The 19,368-nt window shown below is 37.7% G+C and carries 18 protein-coding genes; 2 read left to right on the top strand and 16 right to left on the bottom strand.

What is annotated here, in order from left to right; translation table 11 throughout:
- Positions 1 to 27: 27 nt before the first annotated feature.
- The 8 genes from MHI22_RS20400 to MHI22_RS20365 all read right to left on the bottom strand — a co-directional run bounded on the left by MHI22_RS20400 (position 28) and on the right by MHI22_RS20365 (position 7,302).
- The gene (locus MHI22_RS20400; protein ID WP_036125714.1) at positions 28 to 915 is read right to left on the bottom strand and encodes a LysR family transcriptional regulator; all 888 of its coding nucleotides are present in this window, start codon (positions 913 to 915) and stop codon (positions 28 to 30) included.
- Positions 916 to 983: 68 nt separating this feature from the next.
- Positions 984 to 1,424: a cyclic-di-AMP-binding protein CbpB gene (cbpB, locus tag MHI22_RS20395; protein WP_036125716.1), complete on the bottom strand. Its 441-nt coding sequence runs from the start codon at positions 1,422 to 1,424 to the stop codon at positions 984 to 986.
- Positions 1,425 to 1,621: 197 nt separating this feature from the next.
- Positions 1,622 to 1,861: a hypothetical protein gene (locus MHI22_RS20390; protein ID WP_036125717.1), complete on the bottom strand. Its 240-nt coding sequence runs from the start codon at positions 1,859 to 1,861 to the stop codon at positions 1,622 to 1,624.
- Positions 1,862 to 1,924: 63 nt separating this feature from the next.
- Positions 1,925 to 2,692, bottom strand: a complete 768-nt coding sequence (gene fadH / locus MHI22_RS20385) for a 2,4-dienoyl-CoA reductase (RefSeq protein WP_058843419.1) — start codon at positions 2,690 to 2,692, stop codon at positions 1,925 to 1,927.
- Between the two features lie 154 nt (positions 2,693 to 2,846).
- Entirely contained in the window at positions 2,847 to 4,031 is a 1,185-nt protein-coding gene (locus tag MHI22_RS20380; RefSeq protein WP_340812611.1) for an iron-containing alcohol dehydrogenase, read from the bottom strand.
- Between the two features lie 16 nt (positions 4,032 to 4,047).
- Entirely contained in the window at positions 4,048 to 4,809 is a 762-nt protein-coding gene (locus MHI22_RS20375; RefSeq protein WP_340812610.1) for a 3-hydroxybutyrate dehydrogenase, read from the bottom strand.
- Between the two features lie 62 nt (positions 4,810 to 4,871).
- Positions 4,872 to 6,392, bottom strand: coding sequence for a CoA-acylating methylmalonate-semialdehyde dehydrogenase (locus MHI22_RS20370; RefSeq protein WP_340812609.1), 1,521 nt, complete (start codon positions 6,390 to 6,392; stop codon positions 4,872 to 4,874).
- A 16-nt stretch (positions 6,393 to 6,408) separates the two neighbouring features.
- Positions 6,409 to 7,302 (bottom strand): NAD(P)-dependent oxidoreductase, encoded by an 894-nt coding sequence (locus MHI22_RS20365; RefSeq protein WP_058843416.1) that lies wholly within the window; start codon positions 7,300 to 7,302, stop codon positions 6,409 to 6,411.
- Positions 7,303 to 7,538: 236 nt separating this feature from the next.
- Between MHI22_RS20365 and MHI22_RS20360 the strand changes: the two genes are divergently transcribed.
- Positions 7,539 to 8,150, top strand: coding sequence for a TetR/AcrR family transcriptional regulator (locus MHI22_RS20360; protein WP_058843415.1), 612 nt, complete (start codon positions 7,539 to 7,541; stop codon positions 8,148 to 8,150).
- 48 nt (positions 8,151 to 8,198) lie between these two features.
- Here the strand turns inward: MHI22_RS20360 and MHI22_RS20355 are convergent, their stop codons facing one another.
- From MHI22_RS20355 to MHI22_RS20330, 6 genes are all read right to left on the bottom strand, one after another.
- Positions 8,199 to 10,205, bottom strand: a complete 2,007-nt coding sequence (locus tag MHI22_RS20355; protein ID WP_340812608.1) for a putative bifunctional diguanylate cyclase/phosphodiesterase — start codon at positions 10,203 to 10,205, stop codon at positions 8,199 to 8,201.
- A gap of 29 nt (positions 10,206 to 10,234) precedes the next feature.
- The gene (locus MHI22_RS20350) at positions 10,235 to 12,391 is read right to left on the bottom strand and encodes an RNA degradosome polyphosphate kinase (protein WP_036125738.1); all 2,157 of its coding nucleotides are present in this window, start codon (positions 12,389 to 12,391) and stop codon (positions 10,235 to 10,237) included.
- The gene (locus MHI22_RS20345) at positions 12,388 to 13,935 is read right to left on the bottom strand and encodes a Ppx/GppA family phosphatase (protein WP_340812607.1); all 1,548 of its coding nucleotides are present in this window, start codon (positions 13,933 to 13,935) and stop codon (positions 12,388 to 12,390) included. The genes MHI22_RS20350 and MHI22_RS20345 overlap by 4 nt, the downstream gene beginning before the upstream one ends.
- A 153-nt stretch (positions 13,936 to 14,088) precedes the next feature.
- On the bottom strand, positions 14,089 to 14,991 hold the full coding sequence (locus MHI22_RS20340) for a chemotaxis protein (RefSeq protein WP_036125743.1): 903 nt from the start codon (positions 14,989 to 14,991) through the stop codon (positions 14,089 to 14,091).
- Positions 14,992 to 15,056: 65 nt separating this feature from the next.
- A complete protein-coding gene (locus tag MHI22_RS20335; protein ID WP_058843413.1) occupies positions 15,057 to 16,379 on the bottom strand; it encodes an MFS transporter in 1,323 nt (440 codons plus the stop codon).
- Between the two features lie 653 nt (positions 16,380 to 17,032).
- A complete protein-coding gene (locus MHI22_RS20330; protein WP_036125834.1) occupies positions 17,033 to 17,353 on the bottom strand; it encodes a winged helix-turn-helix transcriptional regulator in 321 nt (106 codons plus the stop codon).
- 155 nt (positions 17,354 to 17,508) lie between these two features.
- On the opposite strand from MHI22_RS20330, the gene MHI22_RS20325 reads away from it, so the two are divergent.
- Positions 17,509 to 17,901 carry a DoxX family protein gene (locus MHI22_RS20325; RefSeq protein ID WP_036125836.1) on the top strand — a complete coding sequence of 131 codons (393 nt, stop codon included), beginning with the start codon at positions 17,509 to 17,511 and terminating at the stop codon, positions 17,899 to 17,901.
- A gap of 60 nt (positions 17,902 to 17,961) precedes the next feature.
- On the opposite strand, the gene MHI22_RS20320 is transcribed toward MHI22_RS20325, so the two are convergent.
- Positions 17,962 to 18,828, bottom strand: a complete 867-nt coding sequence (locus MHI22_RS20320; protein ID WP_340812606.1) for an NAD(P)-dependent oxidoreductase — start codon at positions 18,826 to 18,828, stop codon at positions 17,962 to 17,964.
- A gap of 300 nt (positions 18,829 to 19,128) precedes the next feature.
- Positions 19,129 to 19,281 carry a Spo0E family sporulation regulatory protein-aspartic acid phosphatase gene (locus tag MHI22_RS20315; protein ID WP_445668829.1) on the bottom strand — a complete coding sequence of 51 codons (153 nt, stop codon included), beginning with the start codon at positions 19,279 to 19,281 and terminating at the stop codon, positions 19,129 to 19,131.
- Positions 19,282 to 19,368: the final 87 nt, after the last annotated feature.

The raw sequence follows: 19,368 nt of genomic DNA, 5'->3' as shown, positions 1-19,368 counted from the left end.
CGACATGACTTGGAATTGCCTTTTTGGCTATTTTGTATAATCAAACAAACAACGTGCATGATCCTGCACTACTTCAACAAAAGCCTCTACCTGTCTCAATTCAAAGGAGGATTCATAGCCAATTAACCAAGTATCTCGCGTAAGCCCAAATTCCTTTTCATCATTGGACAGCGGGATTTTATGAATGGCATCGTGGTCATTTAAAGTAATGGAAGGTAAAATAGCATAGCCGATGCCATTTAAGGCCATTTGCTTACAAATCTCAATTTGATCCACTAAAATTTGTTTTCTAGGATTTGATGCAAAATGCTGTTGCCACCATTGTTGAATTTCTTGATAGTAGTTAGAATCACTTTTATATTGTATAAATGGACGGTCTGTCTTCAACACATCTTCAATGGTCTTAACTTCTTTGTCCACTAAATAAAGAGTATCTCTGAAAAGGTGAATCTTTTCTCCCTTCCAGTCAACTTGGCCACGTACAATGCCTACATGTGCCTCGCCCTCATAGAGTGCCTTGACAATTTCAGAGCTCCAGCCCGTCATCAGTGATATTTTAGCTTCAGGATATTTTGACACAAAATCCTTTAAAATTTTAGGTAGCCAGTTTTGACCAACAATGGATGCACAGGCAATTTTTAATGTCCCGTTGACCTTTGTTGTTAAGGATTGAATGGTTTCAAAAATCTCTTCTTTTTTAGCTAGCATTTCCTTCGCATACGCAATCACCTGTTCTCCAGCGGGAGTTGCAGTTAGCCCCTTTTGTGAGCGAATAAATAACTGTGCACCCCAGTCCTTTTCAATCGTTTGTAATCGTTGAGAAAGGGCCGGTTGGGATAAGAATAGACGCTCTGCTGCTTTCCGCATATTGCGTTCTTCAGCTAAAATTTTTAATACTTCTGCCTCTGTTGCCATCAATCTTTAAACCTCCACTACAAGCAAAGAGGGCCTCATGATTTTCATCTGAGTTCCCTCTTAAGCTACTACTCTTTTTGATAAATATATTTTTTCAATTGCTTCAAAATAACACGTCTTGTTAAGATCCCTGCAAATGTACCGTCTTCGTCTACTACACATAAAAAGGCGTGGTTAATGACTAAATCTAAAGCTCGCTGGAACGTATCCGTCAACTTCAATACGGCAATTTCTTTGTCCATTATAGAGTCAACTTTAATATCAGGTAGCTTTTCGTATTCAATATGCTCAAGACCAAGAATCGATTCGGTAATCATTTTCATGCTAAGTAAACCTTGAAGTCGATATTTCAGATCTAATACAGGTATGGACGAGTACCCTGTACGCGTTAGTACAAGGAGTGCATGTTCTGCACTATTTCCACTTTGTACATGCGCAACTTTTTCAGAGGAAATAATAAATTCACTAATTGGCATTGCTAATAAGTCTTTGCTGTTAGTTGAAATCATGAACTTCTTCTCCTTTTCTGTTCTCGCTGTGGAGAACAGTCCTTCTCTTTCATCATATCATAACTTTTCTATGTATGACCATGACCAGGTCGGGAAGAGTTTTCATGAACAATGAATTATTTTGGTCTATCCTACAAAAGCTAAGTATATCTTCATTCAGTCAAGTTTCTACTTAACTGAATGAAGATGGTTTCTATCTAATAACCAGCCTTACTCCAGTAATAAAAAATCATAATCCCTAAAAAAAGCAAAAAAATCGCATAGACCCAAACAATGGGGTTCAACATCGTGGCATACTCTTCGACTGTTTCTGAAATCGGTGTATCATTTTCAGATTTCCGTTCAGAGGTCATTTTTGCAATTTTCAGCGTAGACACAAACGAAATTGCAGAAATGATCACAATGGCAATAATAGCTGGAATTAACCACATACCCATAGGTAACACTCCTTTCTTTACCCTTAGTATGCGTCAACCCAGCTCACTGTTATGCAAATATTTTTAGAATGGATATTGATTGAGCCATTGCCCACCATCCAGTGTTACACATTCTCCATTCATATAGCTTGCCTTGTTAGACATCATAAACGTAGCTAAATCAGCAATTTCTTCTGGTGTTCCTATACGACCTAATGGAACTGAATCTAGCGTACGAGCTGCTGCTGCTTCGGATTCCCAAAGCTTATCTGCCCCACCTGTTCGTTCAATTGGGCCAGGTGCAATCGCATTAACACGAATACCATACTGTTTTCCCCACTCGACAGCCAACGTTCTCGTCAGTGATAATACACCAGCTTTTGCTGCAGCTGAGTGAACAACACCAGCTCCAGCATTCCAAGCATAAGTAGCCACCATATTTAAAATAGATCCTTTTATATTATTTTTAATCCAATAATTCCCAATTACTGAAGAACAGAAAAATGTACCATTTAACACAATATCCACAACAGCCTTCCACCCATTCGGAGATAGATCCTCAGCTCGTACAATAAAATTACCTGCCGCATTATTTACTAGCCCATCCACCTGACCGAATTTATCAATAGCAAATGCGAGCATGGCCTCTGCATGCTCAGGTACACGCACATCCATTTGAAACGTCTCAATAGAGGGACCCGCCTCAGCAATAAATTTTTTAGCCTCTGCTAATCGTTCTTCGTCACGCCCTGTTATGACAACATTAGCACCTTCAGTGACGAATTGCTTTGCCATATAAAGCCCCATACCACTTGATCCACCCGTAATAATAATCGTTTTCCCCTGTAACATTCCATTTCCCCCTTAGTAAAAAATGAATGATGATTCATTATAATTTTACTATATTTTCTCGAATATGTCATATTAATTCTATAGATTACTAGAATATTTTCTGTTTTTTCAAAAAAAGAGAGCTATTCAGCAGTTTGAATAACTCTCACAATCATTAAAACTCATACGTATAGGCAATTTTATATAGTTCCATTAATTCTTCTTTTGTTGGTATCTTCGGATTATTGCTAGGACTGCCACTTGCAAGAGCATCCTCAGCCATTTTAGGGATAGCATTGTAAAAAGCTTGTTCTTCTATTCCCCAATGTTTTAAATTGCCAATCTTCATATGCCTACACATTACCTTAATGGACGTAATGGCTAATTGTGCTAGCTCCTCTTGTGAATACGACTCTTTTGTTTTATTAAAAAACTGTCCTAAATCCGCTAGACGATCTATACAAGCTTCTTTTGAATAGTCCAATACAGCTGGTAAAAGCATCGCATTGGAGATGCCATGTGGAACATGGAAGAGTGCACCGATTGGACGCGACATTCCATGAACTAAGGCAACAGAAGCATTTGAAAATGACAGCCCTGCCTGCATGGAGCCTAATGACATCGCTTCCCTCGCATCCACATCATCTCCTTGCTCATAAACTTTAAGTATATTATTGACGATTAATTCCATGGCAGATAATGCAAGAACATTCGAATATGGATGCGCTAAACGTGATAAATAGCTTTCAATGGCATGACTTAAAGCATCAATTCCCGTTGCTGCTGTAATCGCAGGCGGTGATGTTATAGTTAAAACAGGATCGACTATTGCAACAGTTGGCATAAAAGCTGGCTGTTTAATCATCATTTTTACAGCCGTTTTTGTATTCGTAATAACAGTTGCATCTGTGGCCTCAGAGCCTGTCCCCGCTGTGGTTGGTATGGCTATATGCGGTATTGGTGCATGCGCTGCAACTTTGGCCATTTTCATATAATCTCCTATGTAGCCACCATTTGTAGCTACTACCGCAATCGCTTTTGCCGTATCAATACAGCTTCCTCCACCAACAGATATAATGACATCACAGTGGTGTTTCTGCAGCAGCTGTAGTCCCTCGGCTACATACGTATCATCCGGCTCAGTTGTCACTCCTAAGTATGAAACAGCCTCTATCCCTTGGATTTTTAACAAGGTATGACACTGCTTAACAAAACTTAAGCGATCCATGATTGGATCACTAACGATTAATGCCTTAGAGCCTAATGCTTTGGCATAGTCCCCTACTTCCTTAAAAGAATCACGCCCATATACAATGGTTCCTGGTGAATGAACGGTAAAGATTGTTTTCGTTTGAATCATATTTCACCCTCCTAAGCTATTGAGCCGTATAACCACCATCTAAAAGAATCGCCTGACCAGTTAACCCCTTTGCTATATCGCTTGCTAAATATAAAGCTAGCCCTGTAATTTCAGAGACATCCAACAGCCGTTTTTGCGGTACAAGTGGATAAAGCACCTGTTCTAGTACTTCCTCTACTTGAATACCTCGAGTCTTCGCTAAATCGCTAAATTGATTGTGCACTAATTCTGTATCCACATAACCTGGACAAATGGCATTAACTGTAATCCCATCATTTGCTACCTCCAGGGCTGCCACTTTTGTTAACCCAATAACACCGTGCTTTGCTGCGTTGTAACCAGCCTTACCGGCAAACCCGATAACTCCATTGATGGAGGCCATATTGATAATGCGACCAAATTGATTGTTCTTCATATGTGGTAATGCATATTTCATCGCCACAAATGGTGCAACGACCATGACCTTTTGCATAGCCTCAAAAATCTCCGTTTTAAAGTCTTCAATCAATGAGACATGTTGAAATCCTGCATTATTAATTAAAATGTCTATTGTTGAAAATTTTTCAATCGTAAATGCAATAGCCTCTCGTATAGCTTGTTCTTCTGTCACATCACATGTATATATCGTTAAAGAAGGGTTTTGAGCAACCGCTTCCTTTAAAAGCTGTTCATTTTTATCCGTAATTACTACATTTGCTCCTTCCCTAGCAAATGCTTGGGCGATGGCAAGACCAATGCCACGAGCAGCCCCTGTAATGAAAACTGTTTTTCCTTGCATACACCATTCCCTCTCCTTTTTTAAGAAAAAGAGCTGTAAGAATCTACAGCTCTTTGTTTGTATTAGTCGTTATTACTTGGGAATGCAAATGTAGATGCTGTAGAGGCATTACCTGCCATCCAACGCTCTGAAATTGTCTTAGTTTTTGTAAAGAATCGTGCCTGATCTGGACCAAACATATGCCCTTCACCAAAACGAGAGCCTTTAAAACCAGCAAAATTATGGTAGCCAACTGGAATTGGAATTGGTACATTGACACCTACCATGCCAACATCTATTTCAGTCGTAAATTGACGAGCTGCTAACCCGTCATTCGTAAAGATTGTGACACCATTGCCTAGCTCATGTTTATTAATAAGTGAAATAGCCTCCTCCAGTGAATCTACACGTACAACATTACGAGCAGGTCCAAATACCTCTTGCTCATAAATTTCCATCCCTGGCTTTACATGATCTAATAATGTAGGTCCTACATAGAAGCCTTTAGATTCTTTGACAATATCAAGTTCACGGCCATCACAAATCACCGATGCTCCCTCAGTTTCTCCCCGCTCAATTGCAGCAAGAATCGCCTCTTTTGATTGTTGAGAAATGACAGGGCCAAAATCTGCATCAGGGTCTGTATATGGACCTACCTTCAGATTAGTGATTTTCTTTTTAAGAATCGCCACTAGACGGTCTGCTGTCTCTTTCCCTACAGGCATAATCGTAGATATTGCCATACAACGCTGAGAGGCTGCACCATATGCTGCACCAATAAAGGCATTTGCTACCTGTTCAAGGTCTGCATCTGGCATCACAACCATATTGTTTTTACCACCACCAAGGGCAGTGACACGTTTTCCATACTTTGAGCCTGTTTCATAAATATACTTCGCCACCGGTGTTGAGCCAACAAATGAAATGGCTTGCACAGTTGGGTTTTCCAAAAGTTCATTAACGGCATCCTTATCACCATTTATCACTGTCCAAATACCATCGGGCAACCCAGCTTTTTTCCACAGCTCACTAACAAACAATGCAGTCATTGGCACACGTTCTGATGCTTTTAACACAACAGCATTCCCTACAGCAATAGCCATACTTGTTTGTGCTAAAGGCACCATAATTGGGAAGTTAAATGGCGAGATGGCCGCCACTACTCCTAATGGATATTTTGCAGAATAGGCATTAATTTGCCCGCCAACATTAACAGAGTATTCCCCTTTCATTAAGTGTGGGGCACCGATAGCTAAGTCAACAGATTCAAGTCCTCGGGTGATTTCTCCTTTAGCATCTTCAAGCGTCTTTCCGCTTTCTGTACAAATAATTTGCAGTAGCTCCTCCATATTTTCTGTAATAAGGTTTCGAAACCTTAAGACAATTTCTGCTCGCTTTGCCACAGATGTGTCACGCCATTTAGGAAATGCCGCTTGTGCTTGCTCAATTGCCTCCCGTGTTTCTGCTATTGTGGCAAGTGGTACTTTTGCAATGACATCACCTGTTGTAGGATTGAATACTGAACCATAACGGCCGCTTTTTCCTTCCACTAAATGTCCGCCAATAAAATGTGTTAATGTTTGAATTTCTTGTGCTGTTGTCATTTTTCTTTTCCTCCTCTTAAAATTGTTCTATTTTAGCAGTTTCTTTTAAACTTAAATAAGCAGCAGACATATCGTTTTCACCATAGCCTTGCTGAGCAATTTCACTATACAAATCCACCAATTTTTCCCCGATTCGCAGCGATACCCCTGCTTCGTCTGCCATTTCTTTCGCTAGCTTTAAATCCTTTAATAGTAGGTTTGTCGAAAAGCCTGGCTCATAATTATCGTTTTTCATATATTCCACATAATTGCGTTCATAAATACGGCTTTGACCATAGCTATTACTTAACACTTCATACAGCACATCAGCATGAATGCCCATCTTTTCACCAAGTACGATTGTTTCAGCTACGGCCTCTGTATAAAATCCAATCATTAAATTATTTAATAATTTAATACGTGTACCTACACTTGACGAAATTCCTAGATGGTAACTATTTTTACCGACTATTCCGAATATTTTTGCAGCACTTTCATAATCTTCCTTGTCACCACCAACCATAATTGTTAGAGTAGCATTTACTGCTCCAATTACTCCCCCACTTACAGGTGCTCCTAAATATCGTAACCCTAAGGCTTTTGCTTCTTTATATAATGAATCGTTCAATTCGGGATTAACTGTACTAAAATCAATGAGTAAGCATCCCTTTTTAGCATGATGAATGATTCCTTGTTCTGATTGATACACCATTTCTACTACCTGAGGAGTCGGTAAGCTGGTCATCACCACATCACATTGCTGTGCAACTTCCTTTGCTGTTTCCACACCAATGCCACCCGCTGCTCTAAATTGCTCCATGGCCTTTGCATTTGTATCAAAGCCATACACTTGATAATTTGCCTTTAATAAATTGATAGACATCGGTAACCCCATATTGCCTAAGCCAATAAAACCTAATTTCTCCTTCATTTAAACTTCCCCCAATCTTTGAAAATACAGCAGACAAGCTGCATGATACACTAGCCAACGCCTATTTTTTGTCGTAACATTAATAACGAGATACTTTTGTTGACCATAGTCAGTGACTGCGGTCAATTAAATCATAATCAAAATAATTCCATCTCGTCAATTAAAAAAAAGATATTTTCAGAATATTTTTACAAAAAATATTTTACAATACTTTACTTTGGAGGTAATAAGCTACGATGGAATCATTAACGAGCAGACAGAAAAAGGCATTAGAAACACGGGAAAAATTATTAAAAACCTCGTTAGATTTATTTAACAAGTATGGTTTTGAACATGTCTCTGTTGAACAAATTACAAAAGCCTGCAATGTTTCGAAAGGGACCTTTTATACACATTTCCCATCCAAATATGATGTTATATTAGAAAAATTTATGGAGCTGGATCAATTTTATAGCACTGTAGAAAAAAATATTGATCCTTCATTGTCAGCAAGTGAAAAAATTTTATTTGTCTATCAACAACAAATGAACTATTTAACGAAAGTTGTAGGAAAAGATTTATTGCGCACAGTGTATACGGCTGCCATGACAAACCAAGTAGAACAAGATCACTACTTAATCAATCCACAACGTAAAATCTTTCAAATTATGAATACATATATTGAGGAAGGAATTCGACAGGGGGAATTCAGACAAGATGTATCTGCTCCTAACATACAAGCAATTATTCGGCGCTGTATGCGTGCCAATGTTTATGATTGGTTAATTCATAGTGAGGATTTCGATTTGGCCTCCGAAATGGCCCAATTCACAACTATTGTCTTGGATGGTCTTAAAAGCCATAAATAAAAAAGTAGCACTTCACCCATTTTTGGCGATGAAAGTGCTACTCGTTGATTAGCTAACAAAATATTGTTGAACAATTGTTTCCACTGGTAATGGTTTATTATATAAATAGCCCTGTCCTTTTTGACAGCGATGACGTTTAAGAAAATCAACTTGTGAAGCCTCTTCAATTCCTTCAGCAATGACCTCTAATCCTAAATTATGAGACATCGAAATAATTGCCTTAATAATGGCTTCGTTTTTGTCATCTTTTGCAATATCTGCAATAAATGACTGATCGATTTTAATGATATCAATTGGATAGCGCTTGAGATAGCTCAATGAGGAATAGCCTGTCCCAAAATCATCCACTGACACATACACACCTAGTTGCTTCAACTCGGTCAAAATCGAGTAAGTTTCATGAACGTTTGTCATAGAACTTTCGGTTATTTCCACCTCTAATAATTCGGGTGGTACACTATATTTCTTCAAAGCCGCTTTAATTTTTCGAGCGAAATTTTCTTTTCTAAACTGCTTAGGTGAAATATTAACGGCTATCCGTACAGGACGATAGCCTTTCGATTGCCATTCTCTTTGGTAACGACAAACCTCATCAATAATCCAATCACCTATTTCGATTATTAAGCCTGAAGCCTCAGCAATCGGAATAAACTGTGCAGGTGACACAAAACCAAATTTACGATTATTCCACCGCAGTAATGCTTCAAAGCTATTGATGCTATTGTTTGCTAAATCCATTTGTGGCTGTAGATGGAGACTCAGCTCATTAAATTCAATGGCACGACGTAAATGTGCCTCCATTAATGCTTCATTTGGAAAGACAGCTGTCATATCTTCACGATAGTAACGGTAATGTGATCGGCCATGCTCTTTAGCAGAAAATAAAGCCTTATCAGCTTTCCGTACAAGTGTCTCTAAATCCCTTCCATCTGCTGGACTAAGCGAAATGCCAATCGACACGCTAATAAAATATTCCTGTCCATCTATCATAAACGGCTGTTTTAGAACATCCAAGATTGCATTCGCGGTATGCTCAATTTTTTGGATGGTTGCATCTTTTAGCACAAAGATAAACTCATCACTGTTATAGCGATAAAGGGAGCATTTTGAGTAACAAAGCTCACGAAGCCTATGACTAAACATACGCATAAGCTCGTCACCCTTGCTCTCGCCAAGAGATTCATTAAATTTTTTAAAGCGATCAATATCAACCAAAATTAGAGCAGCTTGCTTGTGTTCTTGCTTTTTGTCATTTAAATGGTGCAGCCAGTGTTCTTTAAAAGCCTTTCGGTTCCAAATACCTGTTAATTCGTCCATCAGTGCTAGGTAATAAAATGCCTCATGATCATTCATAAATGAATTGGCTTCTTTGACAAATAAATGTACCCCTATTACCTCACCATTATAATAAGTTGGATGCGTTCTTAAATAAAAAGGCTCTTTACTTAGCAATTGGCCCTTTAATAAACACCTAGGCATGCCAAAAGCTGAACCTTCAATGGTTTTGGCAAATAATAATTTAAATTCATTGCTATATCTATTTTCTAATAATGAAAAAATATCTAGTCCTATTAGGCTGTGCTGCTCTCTAGATAAGACAGAGGTAGCAGCAACGTTCTGATGGATAATACGACCTTGTATATCTGTCGTTAACACTGGGCTCACATGTTGCTCCACAAATTGTAAATATGGCGCTACTTCACTTTGTGTTGCACGAAGGATCATAGCAACCATAGAATTAGCTAAGTGCTGTACATGAATCACAAATGTTTTTTTTTGAAGATCAGTACCTAATGTTAGGACATGTTGTTGATTGACATCTTGATTTAGCAGTTCCGACAATTGCAGCCAGCATGGCTTTGAAAAAAAATGCTCCGCGTTCTTGGCTGAGCTATCTTGTAACTCAAGCAATAAAGATAGCTTATCATTAAATTCAACAACCTCAAACACGGCCGTATCCACTTTTTTCAAACAGACAACTGCATCAAATGGATTCAGTTGGATGAGCTGCTGATAATCTGCAAATGGCGCTACACTCTCTCTATATTTTTTCATTCTATCCCTCACTAAGTAGCGTGTTTGCTCTATTCTTCGTCTAGCGTAGGCTTTAATGCATCCTTTAAGAAAACTTCCTGGCTATTTAACGGATCTTCGCTACGATCAAACTCTTTGTAATGGTATTTACCATTCGAGTCTTGAATACGTGCTTTCGCAGTATCCATTAATTGTGCATTCATTATGTCAATAATACGAGTTTTTGCTTCACTTGCATATACAGGGAACAATATTTCTACACGTTTAATCATATTGCGTGTCATCATATCTGCTGACGATAAATAGACTTTATTTTCTCCATTATGATGGAACCAATAGATACGAGAATGTTCTAGGAAACGGCCAACAATACTTGTCACTGTAATGTTTTCACTTATACCAGGAATACCTGGTCTAATACAGCAAATACCACGTATAATGAGTTCCACTTTTACACCTGCAATGGATGCTTCATAAAGCTTCATCATTAAGTCTTTGTCTGTCAGTGAGTTCATTTTTGCCCTAATAAAACCATTACCATGTTTTTTATGACAAGCAATTTCTTCATCCATTAAACGAATAAATTCATCTCGAATATCAAATGGTGCCACGACTAAATGATTAAAGGTAGGCTTTTCTGTATAGCCGCTTAAGTAGTTAAAGAAGTTTGTCGCATCAATGCCAAACTCTTTATCTGTAGTTATTATGCCCATATCCGTATAAATTTTTGCAGTAGCATCATTATAATTTCCTGTCCCAAGATGGACAAAACGCTCAATTTTACCGTTACGACGACTAACAACTAGTGTTATTTTAGAGTGCGTTTTTAAATTATTCATGCCATAAATCACAAGACAGCCTGCTTGTTCTAATTGTTTTGCCCAGTGTACATTGTTTTCTTCATCGAAACGAGCCTTTAGTTCAACTAGCACTGTTACTTGTTTGCCATTTTCAGCCGCAAGTTTTAATGCTTGTATAATTGGTGAATTGCCACTTACTCGATATAATGTTTGCTTGATTGCTAATATATTTGGGTTAACCGCTGCCTCTGCAATAAAATCAACAATTGGAGCAAACGATTCATATGGATGATGGAAAAATATATCTTGTTGTAGAGCTTTTTCAAAAATATTTTCATCTGATTGTAAATCTAAAGGTGGCTGTGGAATAAAGCTTTCATATTCTAGATGCTCGCGACCAACAGAAATACCTTTAACAAAAGAGAACATAAAGGTTAAATCCAAAGGCCCATCAATATGGAACACATCTGTTTCTTCAATTTCAAATTCATCTAATAAATATTGAAGTACTTCCTCATTCATTTCTCCAACTCGAACTTCTAAACGGCTCCCTACGCCCCATTTTCGTTTTTTTAGTTCCTTTTCAATTTCAACTAGCAGATCGCGAGCCCCCTCTTCATGGATCGTTAAATCTGCATTTCTTGTTAGACGGAAAGCTTGTGCTGATTTTACACTATAGCCATAAAATAGCTTTTCAATATGCGCTACAATCACGTCCTCCAATAAAACAACAATTGTTTTCCCTTCTTCGGATGGCACTTTTATATAACGGTCTAGAACAGAAGGGACTTGTACGATGGCTACTTTTTCCCGACTTTCAACTTCGGTCTCATCCTGCTCTAACAGTACGAGTAAATTCAATGTCTTACCAAATAATGTTGGGAAAGGACGATACGCGTCTACTGCTACAGGGGTTAAAACTGGGAAGATTGTTTCCGCAAACATCTCATTGATAAATGCTTTTTGTGCTCTGTTTAAATCTTTCATATCTGCAATATGTACATTATGCTGTGGAAGCAAATCATAAATTAAATGACGATAAACTTCTGTCTGTCGACGAACTAATGCTTGTGTACGCTCTGCAATTTTCGCCAACTGCTCCTTTGGTGTTAATCCAGATTTATTTTCAGGTTTATGAAAGCCAGCTCGAACTTGATCTTGTAGCCCTGCAACACGCACCATAAAAAATTCATCTAAATTTGAGCTAAATATAGCTAAAAATTTCAAACGCTCTAGCAGAGGATTATTGATATCCTCCGCTTCCTCTAATACTCGTTCATTAAAGGCAAGCCAGCTCAATTCCCGATTATTATAGTACTGAGGCTTGGCAATCTCCTCTAATAACCGACTATGTTTTTCTGAAAAGTCTTCCTCATGTAGCTCGTTTTTCGTTACTTCAGTTGTCATCCATTGTTCCACCCTTCTTCAATAAAATTGATCCTTATTGGGATTTTTAATGCTCGTTCTAAATGTTTTCTATGGCGATTGGCTTGATACTTTTCAGCAGCTGCATTCTTTTTCACATAAATATCCAGTTGTACATGATCCTCTTCTGTGCGCATCTCAATGGCATGAACAACATTGCGCTTTGACACATTTAACGCATAGACAAATTTTAATAACGCTCCAAAATCTCGTAATTTGCGATATTCCTCACGATCCATCCATGTTGCAAACGGAGCGGCAAATCGTTCAAAATAATCTTTATTTTTATAGGATGCAAGAAGTGCTAGTTTTACTCGTTCTAAATGATTTAAACCATCAATGGATTGATTTGCGATTAAATAAAAAGTATGTTGGCTGGAAGAGCTTAATTCAATATACTCTCCAATATTAAAAACCTTGGCCGCTTTCGACAATAAATGCAAATCTTCTGGATGATATTGCAAATAACCTAAATGACAGCATTCACGATACAATTGGTCTGCTAAATTCATTAAATAATCAACTTCCATTTCAGTTCGACCATACTGACGTGCTAATCTTCTTGCATTCCCTTCAAATACATTGTATTTATCAAAGGCCTGTGCATCTGTTTGCAAAATCCGTTGAAAAATGAGTCCCTCACGTAAACCTCTCTTTGTCAGTTGGAATGTCCCACTACCAACCGCCTCCATTAATACTCTAAATACCTCTAATGCAGGTACAATAATATCTGCGCGATCCGATGAAAGCCCATCTAATTGTTTCAATTCCTGAAAGCTTAGTTGACCTAAAAATGAGCTTAAATCATCCAAATCTGCCTTAGACATTTCGTAGCCATGCACACTTGCAATTGGATAGTCATGCTTTTGCTGATGAATTTGTACAATATTCCGCGCACTACCACCAATTGCGATAACAGGTAATGCGACATTTTGTATCCAAGGGAGTGTTTGAAATTGCTCTTTAACAAAGGCAATGAGTTCCACTTTTTCACTACTATTCATAATGTCGCCTTTTACAAATCGTTGCTTTAAAGAAACTGTCCCAAATGGAAAACTATGTGATTGCTGAATTTCTTTATTTTCAAAGAGCGTAATTTCGGTACTTCCACCACCAATATCAATTGTTACGGCCGATTTTGTACCCATGGAATAGGCAACTGCAACATAGCCAAAATAGGCTTCTTCTTCTTCTGATAAAAGCTCGATTTGGATACCAGTTCGTTTTTTCATTTCCTCTATAATTTGATCTCGATTAGTGGCTTGTCGGATAGCAGCAGTTGCAGCTGCTTTGACATCAGTTATTTCAAAATCCTCTAGCATCGCTTTGAATGTGAATAAAGTTTCTGATAACACTTGAATACCTTCTTCAGACATTTCTCCTGAAGGCAATATATATGTACGCAAACGTGCTACCGTTTTAATATTTCCTAGCTCACAAAGCCCCTCTTCATTATCATACTGATATAATACTAATCGAATGGTATTGGAGCCGATATCAATAATGGCTGTTTTTAGTTCATTCAAATCATCACATCCTCCAAGCCTATTTTGTTCATAAAATGTGGACCTATACAAAAAAGTCGGCACCCTTTTAAGGCATCCGACTTTTCTTTCATTTATTTTTACTTTTAGGATACCCATTATTAAAATTGTGAAGTATCTTGTAAGTCATTACCATTACAGAATAAGTTGGTCAACACGTAAAATGAGCTCTGCAATTTCTGGCTTACTAATTTGATCTTCTGCTCCTACTTGATCCCCTTTATGGCGAAGATCGTCTGTAATGAGACTTGAGAAAATGATGACAGGAAGCTTTTGAAGATCAGGGTGCTCTTTGATTTTTCGTGTCAAATGATGACCATCCATTTGTGGCATCTCAATATCAGTTACCACTAATTGAATATGTTCTGCGATATCGCTACCACTATTCGCAATTCCTTCTAAGTATTCATAAGCATCGCGACCATTTTCAAAGAATTCTACATTGTCATAACCAGCTTCGCTCATTGTATCGAATAATAATTTGCGTAATAATGGTGAATCTTCTGCAATTAAAATACGCTTTCCAGAACGTTCACGTTTACCAAGCTTTTTAACAGATTCCACACTAATTCCTGATTCAGGATTGATATCCACCATAATTCTTTCGAAATCTAGCAATAGAATCATTTGTTCATTTTGTTTAATTACGCCAATTACTTGTGATGTCCCACCTTGATACATATCAGATGGCTTTTCAATTTGATTCCATGAAATACGATGAATTTGTGTCACATTATCTACATGGAAAACAACACGTTGCTTATTGAATTCAGCCACAATATATTTTTGTTGAGGATTACGCTCCGCACCTTGAATTCCTAATACTCGCAGCATATCTACAACCGGTAATACTTCACCTCGTAATTGAATAATTCCTTCTACATGCGGGTGCGCGTGTGGGATAAATGTTACTGGTATCGGTTGAATAATTTCTTTCACTTTAATGACATTGATGCCGAATTTATTGTTTGCTACTTCAAATTCAACGATTTCTAGCTCATTTGTGCCACTTTCTAATAATATTCCTTTATGTTCCAATGCAATCCCGCTCCTTTCTCTACATCTATTTATAATTCAATTGTATCATAGGCAATACATTTCTCCTACTTGCTATTTCCATTTTTATCATTAACTTTTAGATGTACCAATAGGCCGATTACTGTCATCACTATTAATGTTGATAACGCGACACGACTAGCAAGGGTGCCATAATCCTTCATCCATAATGTCACTGTTCCATATACGGCTGGACCGATAATCGATGATACTTTACCTGAAAAGGCAAATAAGCCGAAAAACTGCCCGCGTTTCTCATATGGTGATAATTCAATAATATAGGTCCTAGATGTCACCCACATGGATCCAAGAGATATCCCAAATAGACTACCTGCTAGCCAGAACATCCATTGTGCTGAGGCAAAAACAGCGAACACTAAAGCAATAATCATAATGAGCGCAACTATCGTAATGGCACGTTTAGCTCCTATGGATTTCGTTATATAGCCAAATGCAAGAGAACCAATGATTGTTGATACCGTAGAGACCAAATAAAGAACGATAAACTGACCAGAACTAAATCCAACAATTGCCGTAGCATAAACAGCCATCATGGCGATCGTCGTAGCAATGGCATCATTTAAAAAGAAATAAGCAATCATGAACGTAAAAATGGCCTTATATTGCTTCATATCCTTAAAAGTTTGAATGATTTCTTTATAGCCGTCTAAAAACTTTATGGACTTGCGCTGCGCTTTTGGAATAGGTGTATCTTTATTAATTAAAAATAATGGCAATGAAAATAATAAATACAAGATAGCTGTTGGAATAAACGCTCGGTGAAAATCGCTGTTACCAACATATAAATATACAAGTAATCCGAAAAGTGTGCCCAAATAACCAATTGCAACTCCATACCCTGAGATTAATGGCATCTCTTCTTTTGTTCCTAAATCACCCATCATAGAGTCGTAGAATACTAGACTTGAATTAAAGAAAAATTTTGCAATGACAAAGCTTGCAACTACTAAAAATAAACTAAGAGGGACACCTGAATAGTTGGTTGTCGATTGTACATTTGCAAAGATCCCCATCATAAATGTAAAAAGAATGGAAATAGATGCAAACCATACGATAAACCTCTTTTTATAGCCAGTGTTATCAATCCAAACCCCAAAAAGCGGTGAAAAGATAACGAGCAACAAGCTTGCAATCGCATTGGCGTAGGATATAAAGGTGCTTGCTACTTGTTGCATGACTTCATTCGTACCCAGCACTTCATCCATGTAAAACGGGAAAAAAATTGTATTTATATTTGAAGAAAAAATTGTATTCGCAAAATCATAAAATGCCCATGAAAGTATTGGCAATGATAAATAAATGGCTAACTGACTTCGATGCTGTACATCGATTGCTGTACCTTTCTTCATATAAAACCTCCCCTCTATTTTCTATAATAATCAATTAACCTCTCTCTGTAATAAAAAATATCTTTTTTTAAAGAAAATTAATATTATTTACAATATAACAGCAATTTCATTGAAAAATAACTGCCAAATGACCGATAAATGAACACTCATTTTCCATCGTTTTCCGTGTAAATCAAAAAAGATCTTTTGACAAGGTGAGGGGAGGTGATTTCCGTTCCGCCAGCGTCCTTTCCAGGGGGCGTCCGATGAGCCGCTGCGCTCACTGCGTTCGCTCCAGTGTCTTTTCCTGAACAAAATAGCCCTTTATTTATATTATTAGAGAGAGGATAGGCTCTTATTTACAATGTGGAGAAGTGATGAGTGACAACACCCCACCATAAAGAGTAGTGAATACCCTTCACTTTATTGGAAAACCTTTGCTAACAAGAAACATTTTTATGGATTGGAGTGGAAGGCTACTTGACTCCCGTAGGATAGCGAGACAGGCGAGCCTCTAAACGGAGCGGTAGCGGAGGAAGCGGCTCGGCGCTCGCCCACAGGAAAACAAGTAGCCTGCAACGGAAATCCATTTTCACCTTTCACAAATTCTATTGATTGTTTGTTTTTCAACACGATAAAAAGGTATTCAAGCCCCTCACTTGAATACCTTTTTATCATTTTTCATTTAGTGTCACCCAGTCAGAAGACCATTGTTCAATTGCTTTTAGCACTGGCGCAATAGCATAGCCCTTTTCCGTAAGCTCATACTCAATGACAACTGGTGTAGAAGGAATTACTGTACGTAACACGATTTGCTCTGTCTCTAACTCCTTTAATCGTTCTGTTAAAACACGACTGCTAATATTCAACTGATTTTTAATGGTTGAATAACGTTGTGGACCATCGAGCAACTGATAAATTAGCAAAGTATTCCATCGATGATTTAATATCATGAGTGCTTTTTCAAATCGTGGACAAATATTTTTTTGATCCAATCTACTAGCCTCCATTGTTGTTAGTTCCTATTTAACAGTATAGCACTTTTTCTAAAAAACCAATTCTAAAAATACATTAAGTTACTTGACAAAAGTTATTTTTAAAAATAAACTAAGTTACGAAATGTAAGTTAAAGAAAAGGAGTTATTTTATTATGCAAATGATTGGTTCAACTATTTTACGTGTCGTTCTTGGCATTATTTTTGCCGTACATGGTTTTCAAAAGTTTCAAGGTGGAATCAGCTACACAGCTGACTTCTTTGATAGTCTAGGTATACCAGGATTTATGGCGTATATCGTTGCGATTATTGAATTAGTAGGCGGAATTGCCATTATTTTAGGTTTAGCCACTAGAATCTTTGGCGCTTTACTAACGATTACAATGATCGTTGCTATCTTTACAGCAAAACTAAGCATTGGCTTTATCGGAGCTGATGGATTGGCTGGTTATGAATTAGATTTAGCTTTAGGCGCTATAGCTCTTTATTTTGCTTTAGCAGGAGCATCTAACTTCTCTTTAGATTCTCAACTTTTTGGTAAAGAGTAGTACTAAAAAACCTGAAGTCTCCCAAGAAATAAAGAGACTTCAGGTTTCCTATTCACGCCACTATTTATAATACTTTAGAAGAACTTGTGTACCATTATCACCATAGCCCTCTTCAATCAATTTCTCATACATGTCATATGCTAATGAAAGCCCTGGTAAAGAGATGCCCATTTTTTTGGATTCATCTAAAGCAATTTTCATATCTTTGACAAAATGTTTAACATAAAAGCCTGGAGCAAAATCCCCTTGTATCATGCGTGGAGCTAAATTGCTTAAAGACCATGAGCCAGCTGCCCCTGATGCGATTGATTGTAATACCGTCGGTAAATCTAAACCTGCCTTTAAACCATATGCTAGTGATTCGCACACTCCAATCATACCTGAAGCAATGACAATTTGGTTGCACATCTTTGCATGTTGCCCAGCACCAGCTTCACCTTGATAAACAATATTTCCCCCAAAATGCTTCATAATTGGCAATATCTTATCATAGGTAGCTTGATCGCCACCAATCATAATGGACAATGTACCATTTTGTGCTCCTATATCACCACCTGAAACAGGAGCATCTAAAGCCTCTACACCCATTGAAAGGGCGTGTTCATAAATTCTCTTTGCCAAGGAAGGCTCTGAAGTCGTCATATCAACGACAATGTTACCTTGCTCTGCTGTTTGGAAAAGACCATTTTGCCCAAAATATACTTCCTCAACATCTGAAGGATATCCAACCATTGTGAAGGCAATGTCACGATTTTTAAATGCTGCTGCTGGCGAACTTGCCCAAGACGCTCCCAATGCCACAAGAGGTTCTGCTTTTTCCTTTGTCCGCGTAAACACAGATACTTCATGCCCATTTTTTATTAAATGTTTAATGATGCTAGCACCCATCACACCCGTGCCAATAAATGCTATACGTTTCTTCGTCATATGTACATGCTCCTTTATTTTAGAATGTCTGCACTCTCGGTGAGAATCCAAACTCTGTATCTTTTCAGTTTAGGTGAAGGAAACATATAATTCAAACTCTTCCCATAACTTGTACTAAACTTTTTATGTATGACATATATACCGAATAAGCGAAAAAAAAGAGAGCAAGTGATTGGGGGATCACTGCTCTAAAGGGGGAAATGAGAATGTTGCTGTGTTCATAGTAAGTTATTCCCCATTGAAATGCATTTTAAACATATATGTTAAAATGTTTTTACTCTGAATACTGGAACAATCTTTTTAGTTTTCTTGGTCTTTTTCTTCCTCAAATGCCATCTGTCTATAATAAGTGTTCATTAACTGATCTAATCTGCGACTCAGTTGAATGGTTTTTGCATTTTGTAACCCGTTTTCTACACCTGAGCGAATCATCATCTCACGAGTTTGTTCCATTTGTTTCAAGAGTAGATTGACCATTCATACAACCCTCCACACACAAATAATCATACCATTATTATACATTTATATTTTATTTCTTAC

It is taken from the genome of Lysinibacillus sp. FSL L8-0312, assembly GCF_038003285.1.
GTDB lineage: Bacteria > Bacillota > Bacilli > Bacillales_A > Planococcaceae > Lysinibacillus > Lysinibacillus fusiformis_D.
Note: the sequence above shows the minus strand (reverse complement) of the source record. Positions and strands in the feature narration are given on the sequence as shown.